The sequence below is a fragment of the Hugenholtzia roseola DSM 9546 genome (genome assembly GCF_000422585.1).
Lineage (GTDB): Bacteria > Bacteroidota > Bacteroidia > Cytophagales > Bernardetiaceae > Hugenholtzia > Hugenholtzia roseola.
The window spans coordinates 53244-70692 of record NZ_AUGI01000037.1 but is presented as its reverse complement, the minus strand read 5'-3'; the positions used below and the strand labels follow the sequence as shown (position 1 = coordinate 70692).

At 36.1% G+C, this 17449-nt stretch carries 12 protein-coding genes; 4 read left to right on the top strand and 8 right to left on the bottom strand.

The window, feature by feature from the left end; translation table 11 throughout:
• Positions 1 to 99 precede the first annotated feature (99 nt).
• Entirely contained in the window at positions 100 to 441 is a 342-nt protein-coding gene (locus tag G500_RS0103815) for a hypothetical protein (RefSeq protein WP_027001631.1), read from the bottom strand.
• A 237-nt stretch (positions 442 to 678) separates the two neighbouring features.
• Here G500_RS0103815 and G500_RS0103810 point away from each other — a divergent pair, with 237 nt between their 5' ends.
• A complete protein-coding gene (locus tag G500_RS0103810) occupies positions 679 to 1884 on the top strand; it encodes a sensor histidine kinase (RefSeq protein WP_035756230.1) in 1206 nt (401 codons plus the stop codon).
• On the opposite strand, the gene G500_RS22210 is transcribed toward G500_RS0103810, so the two are convergent.
• On the bottom strand, positions 1826 to 2440 hold the full coding sequence (locus tag G500_RS22210) for an acyl carrier protein phosphodiesterase (protein WP_051203262.1): 615 nt from the start codon (positions 2438 to 2440) through the stop codon (positions 1826 to 1828). The genes G500_RS0103810 and G500_RS22210 overlap by 59 nt on opposite strands.
• Positions 2441 to 2469: 29 nt before the next feature.
• The gene (locus G500_RS25625; protein WP_154657001.1) at positions 2470 to 2607 is read right to left on the bottom strand and encodes a hypothetical protein; all 138 of its coding nucleotides are present in this window, start codon (positions 2605 to 2607) and stop codon (positions 2470 to 2472) included.
• A gap of 196 nt (positions 2608 to 2803) precedes the next feature.
• Here G500_RS25625 and G500_RS0103790 point away from each other — a divergent pair, with 196 nt between their 5' ends.
• A complete protein-coding gene (locus tag G500_RS0103790) occupies positions 2804 to 3571 on the top strand; it encodes an SDR family NAD(P)-dependent oxidoreductase (protein WP_027001629.1) in 768 nt (255 codons plus the stop codon).
• A 143-nt stretch (positions 3572 to 3714) separates the two neighbouring features.
• A complete protein-coding gene (locus G500_RS0103785; RefSeq protein ID WP_027001628.1) occupies positions 3715 to 5958 on the top strand; it encodes a 7TM diverse intracellular signaling domain-containing protein in 2244 nt (747 codons plus the stop codon).
• 2 nt (positions 5959 to 5960) lie between these two features.
• On the opposite strand, the gene G500_RS26230 is transcribed toward G500_RS0103785, so the two are convergent.
• The 5 genes from G500_RS26230 to G500_RS0103760 all read right to left on the bottom strand — a co-directional run bounded on the left by G500_RS26230 (position 5961) and on the right by G500_RS0103760 (position 15958).
• Positions 5961 to 6749 (bottom strand): MORN repeat-containing protein, encoded by a 789-nt coding sequence (locus tag G500_RS26230; protein ID WP_211220129.1) that lies wholly within the window; start codon positions 6747 to 6749, stop codon positions 5961 to 5963.
• Between the two features lie 134 nt (positions 6750 to 6883).
• Positions 6884 to 7696 carry a DUF2490 domain-containing protein gene (locus G500_RS0103775; RefSeq protein WP_051203260.1) on the bottom strand — a complete coding sequence of 271 codons (813 nt, stop codon included), beginning with the start codon at positions 7694 to 7696 and terminating at the stop codon, positions 6884 to 6886.
• Positions 7697 to 7794: 98 nt separating this feature from the next.
• Positions 7795 to 10464 (bottom strand): OmpA family protein, encoded by a 2670-nt coding sequence (locus G500_RS24785; protein WP_051203259.1) that lies wholly within the window; start codon positions 10462 to 10464, stop codon positions 7795 to 7797.
• A gap of 4 nt (positions 10465 to 10468) precedes the next feature.
• Positions 10469 to 14923, bottom strand: coding sequence for a WG repeat-containing protein (locus tag G500_RS0103765; protein WP_027001626.1), 4455 nt, complete (start codon positions 14921 to 14923; stop codon positions 10469 to 10471).
• A gap of 9 nt (positions 14924 to 14932) precedes the next feature.
• Entirely contained in the window at positions 14933 to 15958 is a 1026-nt protein-coding gene (locus tag G500_RS0103760) for a ribose-phosphate diphosphokinase (protein WP_342664594.1), read from the bottom strand.
• A gap of 119 nt (positions 15959 to 16077) precedes the next feature.
• On the opposite strand from G500_RS0103760, the gene G500_RS0103755 reads away from it, so the two are divergent.
• Positions 16078 to 17445, top strand: a complete 1368-nt coding sequence (locus G500_RS0103755; protein ID WP_027001624.1) for a TIM44-like domain-containing protein — start codon at positions 16078 to 16080, stop codon at positions 17443 to 17445.
• The last annotated feature ends 4 nt before the right edge of the window (positions 17446 to 17449 follow it).

Below are 17449 nucleotides of genomic sequence, written 5' to 3'. Positions count from 1 at the left end.
CTAATTTAATGCCATTTAAGCCTAAATTCAGTGCCTAAATTCAGTTGGGGCAGCCCCTGCGGTTGCCCTAAATGAGGCAAGACGGAGAGATAGAATTAGTTAGTCTTTCTTTTTCACAATCTTTTTGATTTTTTTCCTAATCTTATCTTGTCGAATTTCCTTTTGTCGCATTTCCCATTCTGCTAAGGCTTTTTTGTCTTTCTTGCCTTCGAGTTGGCTCAATTCGCGATATAAATCTGCCTGCTCTGCCTGATACCAATCTGAAAGACTTTCACCCAGACTCAAAGTTTCCAAGTTTTCTATGCGTCTTTCCAATAACTTTATTTTCTCTTTCAAAAACCAACTTTCCGAACGCTGCCCCTGCCATTTCACAAGGCGAAAGGCTGCTTTATAGAGCAAGTAAGATAAACTAACCAGAAAAAAAGACGTTGCCCAATCCATGTGTAGATGCTTATTTTAAAGGAGTTTGATTTTTTTTCGCTTATCTTTGAGTAGAAATTACAGGGTAGAAATTATGGGGTAGAAATTGTGGCATAGAAACTATGCGCCAAGATACAGGACAAAGATTGCATATTTTTGCCAAATACGTCCGAAATTTCACCCTTACCCTTTCTAAAAACGCAGAAAAACGCAAAAAGTTAGCCCCCGACTGTCATTTTCACTTTCTTTTCTCTTGTTATGAATTTATACCAGAATCGCTTTCATCTAAAAATTATCCTTATCATTATTGCCTTTTTTATCGCCTCTGTTTCTCTTTTTTACACTAATTTTTTAGTGGAAAAGTTAGCCGAGCGCGAGCAGGAACAAATAGATTTAGTAGCCAAAGCGCAAGAATTAGCCAGTCAGACCGAAGATAGTTTAAGTTTAAATTTTTTAGTCAATCATATTTTAGAAGGCAATATTTCCATTCCTATGATTGTGGCAGATGAAAACGAAAATCCTACCATTTGGAAAAACATTTCCTTCGCGCCTCACCTTAGCGAAAAAGAAAAAGAGGCACAACTGCGGGCGCACCTTAGTCGCATGAAAGCCGCGCATGCACCCATAGAAGTTTCAATTAGTGAAGATTGGAAACTATTTGTTTTTTACGAAAATTCTATTTTACTTACACAACTCAAATATTTTCCTTACGTTCAACTTTCTATTATTGCTGCCTTTTTTTTATTTATGTATCTAACCCTTATGTATTTGCGAAAAGCCGAACAAGATAAACTTTGGGTAGGACTTGCCAAAGAAACCGCCCATCAATTAGGTACGCCGCTTTCTTCCCTTATCGCTTGGCTCGAATATCTAAAAGTAGATGAACAGATAGAGGGTTCTATTTTAGAAGAAATGGAAAAAGATGTCAAAAGGCTTGAAATTGTTACGCAGCGTTTCTCAAATATTGGTTCTCTGCCTGATGCTAAGGTAGAATATTTGCCAGAAGTTATAGAAAATATTATAGACTATTTAAGAAAAAGGATTTCTTCTAAAATTAAAATCTACATTCACTCTACCAAAACCGAATCTTTGTATGCACCCATAGGGCGTTCTCTTTTCGAGTGGGTCATCGAAAATTTGTGTAAAAATGCCGTAGATGCCATTAAAAGCGGAAAAGGTGAAATTCATATTTATTTAGACTTGAATAAAAATGAAAACTTTATCCAAATCGACATCAGCGACACAGGCAAAGGAATCCCGAAGGCAAATCTACAAACGGTATTTCGTGCAGGCTATACCACCAAAAAAAGAGGTTGGGGTTTGGGCTTGGCATTAGCAAAGAGAATCATAGAAGAATACCATCATGGAAAAATATTTGTACAAAAATCAGAAATAAATGTAGGAACTACTTTTCGGATTCTCCTTCCCAAAGCGTACCCTGCTGCCATTCCCCCTTCTGAATAAAGTGCAATATATCAGGAAAAAAATCTAAAAAATGCTGCTCTAATGTTTCAAAATTTTGATACAGTGTAGAAAGAGCCGTTTCTAAATGATTGGCATGTTGCGCTCGGCGGTTCAAATTTTCCAACGACTTCTGCATGCCAAATTCCGTCCCATAGTGTGTAAGCCAATCTTGCGACTGCATGCGAGCCGTTATGTTTTGTAACAAAGGCGGCAATAGCTCTTTTTTTCTATGTAAGATTTCATAGGTTTCAGCAGAAAAATCGGGCAGGCTTTGTTTTGTATATTTTTCAAAGTTTATTGCCAAAAAATGGTCGTAAAAAACATCTATTAAAACGGGTGAATATTTGCCAAATCGTTGATGTAAAATCTTAGTTGCCGCCTTCGTACTTTGGTGCGCGTCTGTAAAGGCATCTATTTGCCTATGCAAAAAAACGCCTTGCCTAATTCGCAAAGAATACAGCGAAAGTTCCTTATTTTTGACAAAATCGCCCATAAAATTGCCAATAAGCCAATCTTCGTCTTTTTGAGATAAGAAGAAATGCGCTAAAAAGTTCATGCTATAAAGTTTAGTAAAAAATAAAAGAGCTAATTTTTTTCCGATTCTGCACTTTCCACGATTTTGCGTTTGCGCTTGGCAGTGCGATAATCTAAGTAGTAGCCAACGATAGGGAAAAGAGTACTTGCAGAAAGCACGAAAAGCACCAACATGGTTTTGCTGCTCATATAGGTAAGTTTTAAAGGTAAAATGAATTAGACTGCTGCCTTCTAAACAAAAAAAGCAAGGGGCTTGTTTTTACAGAGGCAAAAATACGAAAAAAAACGGGGAAAAGCGCGAACTTTGTCCTAACTTTGTCGCGAAGCCTTTTGCGGTTGTGCTTTTTCTAAATTTATTTACTTTATTTTCTAACAAAAAAACAAAATGAAATCCTATTCGCACCTAACAGCTTTTATTACAGGGGCTACCTCTGGTATTGGCAGAGCCATTGCCGAACTTTTTGCAGAAGCCCAAATGCGCCTTATTCTCACAGGAAGAAGACAAGATAGGCTTGATTTAATGAAAAAAGAGTTAAGTGAAAAAACACAAATTTATACCTTAAATTTTGATGTCAGCCAAAAGCAGGCAGTAAAAGCAGCGATAGCCACCCTACCTGATAGTTGGAAAAATATCAATATTTTAGTCAATAATGCAGGAAATGCACACGGACTTGCGCCTTTTCAAGATGGCTCTCTCGATGATTGGGAAGCTATGATTGATATAAATATAAAAGGAATTTTATATGTAACAAAGGAAATATTGCCTTTTATGAAGTTACAAACACACAAACACATCTTAAATATCGGCTCAATAGCAGGCATAGAAGTCTATCCAAATGGAAATGTATATTGCGCCTCCAAACGCGCAGTAGCAGCTTTGAGCGAGGCTTTGCGAATTGATTTATTAAAAGAAGGAATTAGAGTTTCAGAAATCAAACCGGGATTAGTCGAAACCGAGTTTTCGCTGGTAAGATTCAAAGGCGACGAGGCACGCGCCGCACAGGTCTATCAAAATTACAGCCCCTTGCAAGCAGAGGACATCGCCGAAATTGCATTTTTTATACTCACGCGCCCTGCCCATGTCAATATTGCAGACCTTTTGGTATTACCCACCGACCAAGCAAAATCCACAATCATCAACAAAAAAATATAAATTCAAGCCAAAGGCAAAAAGGACGGTAAAAAATAGGGGGCTACTATCAAAATTTTTCTTAAATTTGGGAAAGGAGAGCGGTTTTTTCCTTTCAGACTGCAAAGTTCTCTTTTCCTCTATCCTATTTTATACAAATAAAAACTATGAAAGAAAATAAAATATTACAAAATAAGTTGCTATTTTTTCATTTATTTTTTTTAATATTGTTTTATTTCCTAACTTTTTCGCCTCTTTTGGCAAAAGAGCCTCCTATTTTGCGGCTACTCCCACAGCAAGAAGCCTACGAACTTGCGCCTTATCTTTATCAAGTTTCCGATTCGGAACAGGATTATTACATACATGAGGTTTCAAAAAAGAACTTTAAGCCTTTATTATTTAAAGAAATAGACCGAAACAAAACAGTTCATTGGCTAAAACTTATTTTGTATAATCCTCTGGAAGAAAGTCAAGATTTTTATATAAGTATTGGTTTTATAGATGAAGTTACGGCTTATTTGTTGCTCCCTTCGGGCAACTTTCAAGAAAAAAAAGTAGGGTCGCTCACCCCACTTTCAGAAAGAGAGGTCAAAATAGGTAGCAGTCCTTTTCTAAAATTCACCATCAACGCTCACAAAACGCAGGTTATTTATCTAAAACTGCACAGCCAAACTGAACTTTCAGCCCAAGATGTGCGATATTCTTTAAAAAGATGGTTTAAAGGTTATACAGATGAAGGGTTTAGAAACCAATTTTATAGACAAAGAAGCTACAAAAACTTTCTTTACGGAGCAATGCTTATGATGCTACTCTATAACTTAATCGTTTATGTAACATTACGAGAAAAAGACCATTTATATTACCTTCTTTACAACTTTTTCATATTTTTATATTTATTTAGTAATAGCGGTTATATATTAGAATTTATTTTGTACAACTATCCTCGCATCGATTTAGGTATTTGGTTGATAAGCGGCGCAGGTACGCTATTTTGCTTCTTACTTTTTGGAAAACATTATCTACAAACGCAAATATTTGTACCACTTTGGCATCAAATTATCAAAGCCTTGCAAGGTATTAGTTTGCTTATTGCTTTACTTTTCATACTTCGCTTCTGGAATATTGGTATGATTCTCAATATGATTGCCCTGCCTATATCCCTGCTAACGATTCTAATTGCTGCCATTGTTTGCTATATGCGCGGTTATAAAATTGCAAAGTATTTTATTATCGCAAACTTTATTTTTGTTATTAGCTTTACCTTGTATTCTCTGGAAGTATTGGCACTTATCAAAAATGTGAAATATTTAGACATTTTAGTTTTGATAGGAATTACGATTAAATTAGCTATCTTTTCATATAGTTTAGCCGAAAGAGTGAGGAATAGCCGCTTGGCACTTTTAAAGCAAGAAAAAGAAAAGCAAATTTTAGTAGAAAGACAAAATCAAGAATTAGAACAAAAAGTAGAAGAAAGAACCTTAGCACTGCAACAATCTAATCAAGCCCTCCTACAACAGCAGCAGCAAATTGAGCAACAAAAAGACGAAATTTCCTATCAAAAAAGCACCCTTCAAAATCAATACCGCCAAATTACAGACAGTTTGCGCTATGCCGAAACCATACAGCAGGCGATTCTTCCTACGAGCGAAAAAATGAGAGAAATATTACACGATTTTTTCCTAATTTATCGCCCCAAAGATATTGTTTCTGGCGATTTTTATTGGTGTCAACAGGTACAAACTGCGCCCAAAAGCATTTTTCCGCGCCGAAGCCCGATAGAGTTTAGTCCCAAAGAGATTGAAAAAAAGCTAATCGCAGTGGCAGACTGTACTGGGCATGGCGTTCCCGGTGCTTTTATGTCTATGATAGGTGCAACATTGCTTAATGAAATCGTAAATTTAGAACATATTTACGAACCGCACCACATTTTAGAAACGCTACATCTTCGAGTTCAAATCGCACTCAAACAAAGCGAAAGAGCTAACGCAGATGGCATGGACTTGACTTTTTGTACCATAGAGGCAAAAGAAAATGACCTATTTTTAGTTGAATTTACTGGTGCAAAAAGAAACCTTTTTTGGGTGCATTATCCAACAGGTGAAATCGGAAAACTTGCAGGGGATAAAAAATCTATTGGAGGCATGCAGAAAAAGGATAAAGCCTTTACAAAGCAGGAAATTTTAGTAAAGAAAGAAACTATTTTATATTTATTTACAGATGGTTTTGCAGACCAAGCAAACGAAAAAGGACAAAAGTTTGGCACACTTGCCTTAGAACATCTCTTAGCGCAACAAGCACATTTGCCACTTGCCGAGCAGAAAGAGAAGATAGAAAATGCCTTGATAGCACACCAAGGCGAAACACAGCAGCGTGATGATATAACCCTGATGGCTATTAAAGTTGGGCATTAAAGTTAATTTTTAGAAATTAGTTTGTCTTTTTTCCAAATTCCTGACACCAATAACTTGTTTTTTTCATCATATAAAGCCCCTTCGCCTTCCCGCAAATCTTCCGACCAGCCGCCTACATACTTTTGTCCTGTATCAAAAGTGTAAGTGCCGAAGCCCTGACGCTTCCCCCTTACAAAATCTCCCTCATATACGTGCTTATTTTCCCAGATGTATTTTCCCTTGCCATGCCGCAAATTGTTCGCCCATTCCCCTACATAAATCCCCTTTCCTTCGACTAAGCCCATACCAAAACCTTGAGCAGTTTCATTTTTTACCTCTCCATAATACAACACTTTATCGCCTTTGTCATTGATAAATTCTATTTTTTTATGACTTTCTTGAATAGTCAAAAGTTCATTTTGAAGACTATCTATAATATTTTCTAACGTTTTATTATGCGCTTGCGTAGCCTTAAAAAGTGATTGTAAAGACTGATTTTCAGAGAGTTCGCTCTGAAAAATGTGTTGCCAAAGTAAAATTTGCTTTTCTTTTTGAGATATTTTTTCTTGTAGTTCATTGTTATTTTCGTATAACTTTTTCGTTTTCTCCGTTTTATATTTTTTGTTTTGTGCAAAGCTATCAGACTTTTCTAAAATGTATCTTTCTATTTCTGTATTTTTCAACAAAGTTACCGCAGCACTGTCCTTTTCTTCTAAAAAAAAGTAAAGTGCTTTTTCTAATACTAATTGTTTTTTATTTTTATCTTTTTCTATATTTAAAAGAGAATCTTTTAAATATAGATTTTTTTCCATAGAAATTTTTAAGTCTTCCCATTCTTTTTCTCTTTTATGCAACCAAAGGAAAGAAGCGACTAAAAGAAAAAGTAGAGCAACAAAGGCTATATTTTTATATTTATTCAAATTTGTCATGTTTTTATCAAAATATTTTAATAACCAATATTAATATTAGGCAATCTTTTTTCAATCGACCTAAAATCTAAGCCAATCAGAACATTCAAACGAATAATGTGCGTATTTCTATACTCAAAACCTGTTTTTTTCTGTCCTATCGTCCACATGTGTCCTGCAAAAAAGGTTATTTTTGAATTAAGAACATAACCAAAACCATTATAAGTACGAAAATCCTCAAAAGGATGATAGACGATAGACTTACCAGAGTGTAGGAAGATTTCCGCACTTGGCGAAAAATAGAGTGTTTTTTCTGTAATTTTTTTCTTATTGATTGGAATATAAGCGAAAAATTTATACCGATAACGGTTTGTATATTCCAAAGGCGCACCGATATTATTCGCTCGTTTCCAGCGATGCTCGAAACGAAATTGATGATAAATTTTAACTCTACCCAAAGCAGGCGTAAGGAAAAGCCATTGATGCCAAATGCGCGGCTCCACCGTAACCTTTTCATAATCAGCACTTTGAGGATTTGGGGAATAGTTAAGCACCAGCGTAGGACCGATTACTGCTTCAAAATATGGACTAAAAAAGATATTAAGACCTGCTCTATTATAGAGTTGCCTCTTGCGTCCAATAAAACTGCTTGTATTTTCCAAACTATTTCGAACTCGCCAATGATGCTCACCATAGTATCCTAATTTATCACTTAGTTTAAATTTTAGATAAACACCACTCCATATTCCCGTTTCCTCCAAAGAAGCAACAGAGCGGTCTTGTCCTTTCAAAGGAAAAAAACAAGCGTAAAAAAACGACGAGTAGAGGATAAGTAGGGCTATTTTTTTCATGGCAAGATGCGAATTGAAGCACAAAAGTAAGTATTTTTTGTTAAAGTCCTACTTTGCAGTCTATTTTTTATCGCATTATTCACAGTAAGCCACCTCTTTTACAAAGTTTTGAGCGAAAATTCTACCCTTCTATTTTGCGCACGTCCCTCAGGAGTGAAGTTATCCGCAATTGGTTTTTCACTGCCATAGCCTTTAAAAAAGACCCTATGAGCCGCAATGCCCCTTTTAATCAAATAATTAGCAACTTTTTCAGCTCTTTTTTCAGACAAAGTCAAATTATATTCTGCCTTTCCCTGATTGTCTGTATGTCCTTCTATTCTTATTTTTAAATCTTTATTTTCATTTAAAAATTGTATCAATCTTTCTAATTCAGGATAAGAAGTAGGAAGTATCGAATCTTTATCAAAATCAAAAAATAGATTATTTAGTTGTATTTTCTTTTGTTTTTCTGCCAAATACTGACTACTAAGAAGGGTAATATTCTGATTTTCTCTGACGTTTGAGTTTATCTTTTGTTGATTTATTTCTGTAATAAAAGTTACATTTTGATTATTTTGAGAAGTAGAATATAAACCTTTCTTTTCTGCATAAACCCCAAAGGGCTTGTCTTTGGGCATTGTAACCCGAAAACTCCCATCTTGTTTCCGATTTGCTACGCGCCCTACAATTTTACCCGTAGTCAAATCTTCCCATACAATATCAGCTTCTATTGGTTTATTATTTTCATCTTTTATAAACCCTGTTAAGGTTATGACAGGTTCGGGACGAAATCTTTGAGGAACTTCAAACTTAAAAATATCATAACTTCCTTCTCCATTTGGTTGATTTTTTAGTACAATATAAGCGAATTTTCCAGATGTACCCATGTAAAATCCATCTAAATAAGCCGTATTGATGCTTTTACCCAAATTGACAGGTTCAGACCATTCTGTCCAACTATTTTCATTGAGGCGTTTGGACATAAAAATATCGCCGCTGCCCAAACCTGCCTGCCCATCAGAAATAAAGTACAAAGTTTTCATGTCTGGATGTAAAAAAGGCAAACTTTCTGCATATTTTGTGTTAATTATTGCTCCCAAATTGATAGGTTCAGACCACCCCTCTTCGTTGCGTTCTACAACGAAAATATCCGTATTAAACTCTTCGCGCCCATGATAATACAAGCGATTTTTAGGTGCTTTCGGAAAATGCCCCCCCACAGTACCCGTCCTATCCGATACAAAAAAAGCAGCCTTTCCGTCTGCCGTAAAAGTAAGGGCAGCTTCATAAGCAGGCGTATTGATAGGTGTGGGAAAAGGTTTTATTTTTTGCCAATTAAATTGCTCATCTTTTTCTATATAATACAAATCACCATTACCCATAGTAGGATTTTCTTTTTTCATTTCTAACTTAAAATCCTCTATATTTTCATAGTTTCCAAAAATAACTAAGGTGTTGCCATCAAAACTAATACTCTGTGGAACTTCATGGGTTTTGGTATTGATGGTAGTAGGGAGTGCAAAAGCAGTTTCAAAATTATCGTTTTTTATAGAAGCATAAAATATATCTTGTCCGCTACCTATGTGGTATCTACAAAAGTACAGACCATCTTCCTCTGCTGTGGGAACGGGGGCAGTTTCGGGGCGAATTGAATTGATAGACTTTCCTAAGGGAATTAGCAAAAGTTCGTCTTCTGGCGTGGCTAATATTTTGTCAATCTTTTGAAAATCAGCTATTTTTTCGGGAAAATACGAAGAGAAACTTTGATATAAATTCGATGCTTCCTCCCATTTTTTAGCCTCCAAAAAAGGGACGGTCATTTTTTGTAAGGCAATAAACGCAACATCAGAAGGCGCAAGCGTTTTGATGAAATCTTCATATAAAGCTCTGTTTTTTTCCTCGTATCCCTTGTGGTGCAAGTTGAGAGTACAAAACAAGTTTAAGATAGAACCTAATTTATATTTTATAGCTAATTGATTTATTTTGATATAATTTTCGTCTTTTTGATAACCAAAATCATTCCAACCAAAATAAGCCCCATAATATTGAGGTAAAATATGGCTAATTTCTTCTTGTTTAAAATCTTCTAAAATACAATCGCAAAACTTTTCATAAAAAAATCCGTTTCCCGTTCCACGCCCTCTTAGTGCTGCAATAGAAATAAATTCTTCTAAAAGCCTCCGCCTGATATTTCTTACCAAAGGTAGACTTCTCGTTTTTTCATAATGTTGTAAGTAATCTGTCGCTTGTGAAATTAGCAGGTGTCGCAATTCTTGTGTAGTATCTGCATTTTCAAGTAAGTGAAAGGGCGAAACTTTGGGCTGTTCAGTGTAATGAAAGTTGTAGGGTGCTTTTAAGATTAAATCGGCGGCTTCTTTCGAAATTCCTTCTTTGAGATTAAAAACATCTTTGAAATTAGAAATTCCTTCTTTTACATAAGAAAATTTTTCGTCTTCTTTTGCATTATTGTAATATTTTTCTGCGTCTTTTGCATACGAAAAGGCTTTTTTAAGGTAAGCATGTTCGTGTTTAAAATCATAAAAAAGTAAATTTTCTGCATTTTTTTTTATACTTTGCCTCTTCTGATGCTGCAACAACATGGCTTTGGCAACACCAAAAAGGGCAGGCGGGTAGTTGTTTTTTTTAGTTAGATAAGACTCATAAATTTTAATAGATTTTTCATAATCCTGCACCTTCATAGCTTGCAAGGCTTCTACTAACGTTTCTTGTGCAGAAAGGGAAAATACCCCTGAAAGCATACCGAAAAGTATAAAAATTATTTTTTTCATATTTTTAAAAAGATTTTTTGTTGAGATTTAAGTAAATTAAACGGTTTGCTGTTTGTAGCGATAAAGTTTGTTTTCCAACAAAGCTACGTGCTTCAAACTGCGGTTCGAAAAGCCATTTCCCATTTAAGTCTAAATATCCATACAAATAATTATTTTCTAAATGGTATTGTTTTTTATTGAAAGTGTGTACAGAAAGAAAATCATACGACAATCCATCAAGTCGATGCCCTTGGCTATCAATCCAAAACCATTGAGAAGTAGCTCTTTTTTCAAACCCCAAATCTTTAATTTTTCTGTTTCCTACCGTATTCTGCACACGCTTTGCGCCGTATTGTGCCAAATACACCTCCTTTTGTGAAGCAGAAAAAGGGAGTTCAACTATCTCATTTTCAGGAGTTTGCCTTTTCAAAACCCATTTTTCTCCTTTGGATACTAAGGTTTGAGTTGTGTTGTTTTCCAATACTTTAAAATTCAAAGCACTATCAAAAAAGAGTTTATCAGAAAGATAAATTTTTATTCCTTCTTTTTGATAATGAGCAAAACCTTTTGTGCTTTTGCCGAGAAAAATATCTGCTTCTAAATTAGAAAATTGACTTAATTTTTCGTTTGTTTTTGCAATTACTTTACCCGACTTATCTATTAGACTTCCACCATCAACACAAGCAACTCCCTTAATAAAGTTAGAGGCTTCTACATAACGTGTTTTTAAAATAATTTCATTTTTATTATTGATAAAAGACCATTTAGATTTGGGTAAAAGTCTAACTTTTGCAAAACCATCAGAAAAAGCTTCCGCCTCTGCATACTCGAAAGGGATAATTATTTTACCTTCTACATCAATAAATCCCCATTTTCTTTTCTCTATATTTTTATCGGCTAATTGAACAGCAAGCAGATTTTCTGAAAAATATGATAAATTTTGGTACTCAAATTTCGTTTTAAATTTACCACTTTTATCTAATAAAGCCCACACAAGCAAATCGCCTTTCGATTGCTGCACTGCGGTTAAATCAGGGACACCAAGTTGCCCAAAGTCTTGACAATCCGAAAACTGCGGCTTAATCACCCACTCGCCTTTTGAGTTGAGAAATCCCCAAAGTCCGCCTTGCTTGGCAGCGGCTAAATTGTTTCTGAAAGGTCTTGCATCTTCAAGTTTTAAATTTATTTTTATTTCGTTTTTTTCATTGATATATTGCCAAAAATTTTGATTTTTCACAGGCGCAAGCCCTTCTCCAAAAGCACGAGCTTCCTGATACTCTGGTGCAATAAGCCCCTTAGATTCCTTACTTTGAGGGTCAATTTGCATAAAACCCCAACGCATTTTCTGGTCTTTCAAGATGGCGTAAGGCACTTTCCCCTCCGCTACTTCACCCGCTTGTTCTGCTTCTAAGCAAACTAAAAGGTTTAAATTTTCGTCTAAAATTGTAATTTTTTTTCTATGTAAAACTGCTTCAATTAACGCATTGCCTTCTACCTGCAAATACCTAAGTTGCTCATATTCAGGTGCTAAAATACTTCGATTGAATTGATTGATAAGCCCCCATTTGCCATTTTTTTGTACAAAGGAAAGTGTATCATTACGCTTATCCATTCTAATTGCCTGATATTCAAAAGGAATAATTTGGTTTTCATGCGTATCTATTGTACCAAATTTGCCATTCTTTTTTGCAATCGTAACCGCATCTCGCTGCTGATAGATTTTAGCAAAATCTTCTATCCATTCGTAAGAGAGCGATAAAATCATTTCACCTTTAAAATCAAGATAGCCAAATAAATTTCCTTTTCTGACCTTAACAACTCCCTTTTGTGCAAGAAAAATTTGCTCGAAATGAGGGTCTATTTCGTCAAATTCTGGGCTAACAACTTCCTTGCCTTCACTATTGATATAGCCAACTTTTTCGTTTTTTTCTACCAGAGTTACTCCTTTTTTTTCTATAAAAATTTTATCAAAATCTTGAATATAGCTATAAATAGGCTCTACTATCCACTTGCCTTCTTTTGTAATATAGCCATTTTTTTTATACAAAATTTGTTTTGAGATTTTGTCTTCTATTTTTTCTATCACCACCTGAATAAGCCCTGATTTGGTAAAGGTAGCGGCTTCTACATTTGTTTGAAAGTTTTGAGGCTGAAACAAAAACTCACCTTTTTGCGAAACGACACCAATTTTGTTTCCCTGCCAAACGATTGTAAAAGATTCGGTAAAATCATCAATTTTAGAGAAATTAAAAGGAACGATTATTTGATTTTTGACATCAATGATTCCCCACTTTCCCATCTTACGCGCTTTCCAAAGACTTTTTTCACCACTTTTTAAGACCAACGCCAAAAATTCATATTCTGGTTGTATCAAAGTTTTATTTTGACTTGTTATCAAACCAAATTTTTTATTTTGTGCCATCACTATCAAGGGTTCATACGCACTAAGATATTGATAATCAGTCGGAATGACGGCTTCCCCCTGCTTATTTATGTAGCCCCATTTACCTTCTTTTTTTACCTTAGCAAAGCCATTTTGAAAGCTCTCCACTGTTTCATACTGGGCAGAGGCAATTATCTTGCCTTCGGTGTCTAAAAATCCCCATTTGCCTTGACTGCGAAAAGCCAAACGATTTTCATAAAAATAAGTAAGTGTATCTATTTTTTTACCTTCTATTTCTGAAATTATTTGCCCATCTTTTCTAACTAATCTATTGTATCGATGCAGGCTATCTTGGTGAGCGCGTGCGATTTGTGCGTGAGCAAAATCTATTACATCAATAAAATAACAATTTGTTTTTGCTAAAATCTGACCTTTTACATGGTCTATGACATAAGAAGCAACCATTTTTCCGTTCTGCTTTTTACGCGCCAAAGTAAGTTTGGGTAGGGGCGAAATTTCAATCGCATCAAAATTTTCTTCTAACACGTATTTCCCATCTGGGGAAAATAAACGGTATTTTTCCGAACTATCCAACTTCCAACGATAAACGCCTTGTTTGCGAAAAACCAAACGACTGGTAAAAAAGGTTTCTTGGGGGAGGTAGCCTATAAAATTTAGCCATTCTTTTTCGGAAAGAAAAGATAAGTTTTGTGTTATTTCTATTTTATTTTGTCTTATTTCGTACTGTTTTGCCAAAATCGTTTCGCCTTGATACGCCAAAAGCCAATTTCGACGCAACTCTATTCTATCAAAAAGTGGTTCGAAAGCCCAACTTCCATCTTTATCTACAAGCCCTTGTTTGCCTTTGGCTTCTACCTTTGTGAAGGGCGTTTTGAAAGGAAAATCGTAAATAATATCAAAAAATTGATTAGAAATAAGTTTTGTGTTTTTATCTAAAAGCTGCCAACCTTCTGTTTTTTGTGCGGCAATCAGTTTATTTTCTAAATTGTAAATATCTTGATAAATAAATGGTAATTTTATCTTTCCATTTTCAGACAAAACGCCACAATTTTGAGCCTGACAAGCCAAGACAAGTTTTTCACTTTTACTTTTTTCAGAATTTTCTGCATCAGGCACAAAAAACTGTAAGAAATCATAACCAAAATCTGTCAAAGGCTCGACCTTTTCATTGGCTTTTGCACGATACAAAGCCCATTTTTGCGAAGGGGCTTGTAAGGCAAAATAGGTGTTTAAAGAATCTTGATATAGTTCTAAAACGTTTTTATATTTTGGTTCAACTACTGTTTTATTTTTGAGAACTATTCCCCAAGCCAGACCTATCTGAAAGGCTACCATTTGGTCGTTGAGCAGTTTTAGGTTTTGTATAGGGGTTTCTGCAAAGGAGGGTTCTGCAAGACTGATAAGATATTTTTCGGTGAGCGTAATTTTATTTTTTTGTACTTTGTTTTGTCCTATGATAGTGGCGGTTTCTGTGTTTTTTAAATCTATACTACTTTCTATTTTTAGAAAATCTTGAACTAAAAGAATTGTATCGTATCCATTTTTTGAAAAAACCTGCAAATTTTTATCCAAAAGAAACCATTTATTTTCCTTCAACCCCATGAGCCAATCTTGATGTAAAGACTTGACTTTGAGATAGATAGACTCTGTTTTTTGTGTCGGTGAGGTGGCTGAAATGATGCCAAAATGCTTGGTATCAGCCGTTTGAAAGGCGACGAAATTTTTATCCAAAGGAAACACATTTAGATAAAGAGGGGGGAGCAAAATTTGCCCTTTTTCAGTCGCAATTCCAAATTTTTCACTTTCTTCTGTTGCTTTTTGTAGGAGAAAAAAGTGATGTGGTAGGCTTTGCACACCTTGAAATTGAGGTTTGAGCAGTACCTCGCCTTCTTCGGAAATAAGTCCCCAAAGATTATCTTTTTTGAAGGGAAAAGCCGAATGTGTTTGGGCAGTTGCTGGAAAGTAGGGAATTGTAGCAAAAAAAAGAAATGAAAAAATGAAAAGAAACCAAAATTTAGTTATCAGTTTCTGAAAAAAACAAATGAAAAAGGTATTTTTTATGTGATAGATAATCATTTTTTATTTTTATAAAGATTGAATAAAATCGTGTAAAAGTGTGGAAATAGAACGAACTTCTACAAAATCAGAGGCTATTTCTACCGCTTTCGGGTGCGTATTGGTTAGAATTATTTTCTGAATAAGCCCACTATTTTGTATTTTTTCAATAGAACCCTGCGGCAAGACTCCATGTGTGGCAATGACAAAAATCTGACTTGCCCCTGCTTCTTTGTAGGCTTGGGCAGCATTTAGGAGCGAGCCACCTGTGCGAATCATATCATCATAAAGGACAACTTTTTGATTTTTAACATCTGCATTGACCCCTGTAATTTGGGTATCGCTGCCCGAACTGCGTCTTTTATAGACAAAAGCCGCCGAAACGCCCATGTCATTGGCTAAGGATTCTACCCACTTGGCGCGTCCTGCATCGGTGGAGGCTAAGACAAAATTGCTGCCTGCTAAGTCTTTTGCAGCCTTGATAATCAAGGGTTTAGCGTATAAATGAAAGGCTTTGATGCCTCCTTCGAAGTAGTGTTGCAAGCCTGTAACGTGCAAATCTACCATCACAATTTGATTGCCGTAAGAGGCTTGGGGAATGGAAGAAAGCAAACGCGCTCGCGTTTTTGCCGTAACCACTTCACCTTTTTTTACCGCCCTTTCCATAGTGGAATAGCCAAAAAAAGGCACTAAAAGCGTGAGTTCGCGCACGCCATAGCCCACTAAGCCGCAAGCCAAATCGTAAAGTTCGAGCGTATCATTTTCAGAAATAGTACCCCCAATAAGGACGGCAGCCTGATGGGTGAGGTCGTTTTCTATGCGATAATAATGCTCGCCGTCGGGAAAGGTCTTATGTGTGATGCGCCCTTCCTCATACGCCCCCGTTTGGAGCATTTCTTGGCGCAAGTAGTCGTATTTTTGAGTAGAAAAAAGCAAAGGCTTCATAACAAGCGGATTAGGAAAAGGGAAAGTTGGACTTTGCGAAAATAGGGATTTTTTGCCGATAAAGCCAATGATAAGGCGCGTATTGCGATTTTTTTCTTTATTTTTACGCAAAATTGATACCTTATCAAAGGCGCAAACACTTTTTTACCCCTTATAGCAGTTTTTGAAAAGCGATTTTTCAAATCCCTGCGCTCTGCCTTCTCTCCCTTCTCAAACTTGACCTCTCGACTATGGAAATTTTCTCTCACTATGCTTTTTGGGTTTTATTTTGTATCATTTTAGTAGGAATCGGTATTTTTTTGTTTTTTTATTTTCAAAAACAGAAACAACAGCAGCAAGTAGAGGCTGCACTTCTGGCGCGTGAGGAAGGCGTAGCGCAAAAACAACTTTTGGAAAACTACCTGACTGCCTTGCGCGGAAAAGACCCTCATTTTTCGCGTATTAGCTTTTTAGATTTTGTAAAGAGTTTGTATTTCAAATTTTATCTCTTTCAGGGTGAAAAGTATTTTGTTCAACTTCGTCCTTTTTTGTCTGATTTTCTTTTGCAGGAAGAATTAGATAAAATTAAAACAGGATTAGGACATAAACATGTGCAGATTAGCATTGCCGCGCTTCATATCACCGCCATCGAGGTAAATGAACAAAGAGATAAAGTTGTTGTAGAAATAGATGCAGCCTATACGCGCTATCAAACACAGCCGCCTCACTTGGAGCAGGATTGTGTTACACGTGAGCGTTGGACTTTGGAGCGGAAAGCGAAGGTCAAATCGCTTTCGGCGGACTTCTTACAAGAATTGCTCTGCCCTTATTGTAAGAAAACAGGACTTTTTGATGAAAATGGCACCTGCACCTATTGTGAAACAGAAGTCATAGCAGGCGAAGGGCAATGGTTTTTGGCAGATAGAGAGGCAATTTTTGAAGCAGAAATTAAGCCTGATGTTTTTGTCAATTTTGCAACTGCCTACGGTTTGCAGATTCCTACGCTGGTACATCCACAGATTAGCGACCAAAAAGCAAAGTTTTTGGCGCGTCATCAGCTCAATCGCTGGGAAAGCTATTGGCAGAGTTATCAAGAGCGCATCATCTTGCCTTATTTTGAACAAGTTTATGAGGCTTGGCGCACTTATGAATGGGGCAATGCTCGTCATTTGGTTGGCGATAGGTTGTATGAAGTAAGTCAGTTTTGGTTAAAATCTTATCAGAAAAGAGGAGTAGAAAGTCAGCTTTTAGACCCACAAATTACGAAAATAGAACTCGCCAAAGTGGAAATGGACGCTTACTATGAAGTGCTAACGGCGCGAATTTTTATCTCCTGTTTCGAATTTGTTAGCTCCCTTAAAGAACAAAAAGTTTTGAAAGGTTCGAAAACCAAACGCCACCATTTTAGCGAATACTGGACTTTTGTACGCAAACATGGCGTACATGCCAATAGCCAAAAAGACCTCGCCTACGACATTAAAACCTGCCCTAACTGCCAAAAAAATGCGGACAAGATGGGCAAAAATGCACAATGTGGCTACTGCGGACAAAAGGTAAATTTAGGCGACTACTTTTGGGTGCTGCAAAATATTGAGCAAGACGAAACTTATATCGGCTAAAATA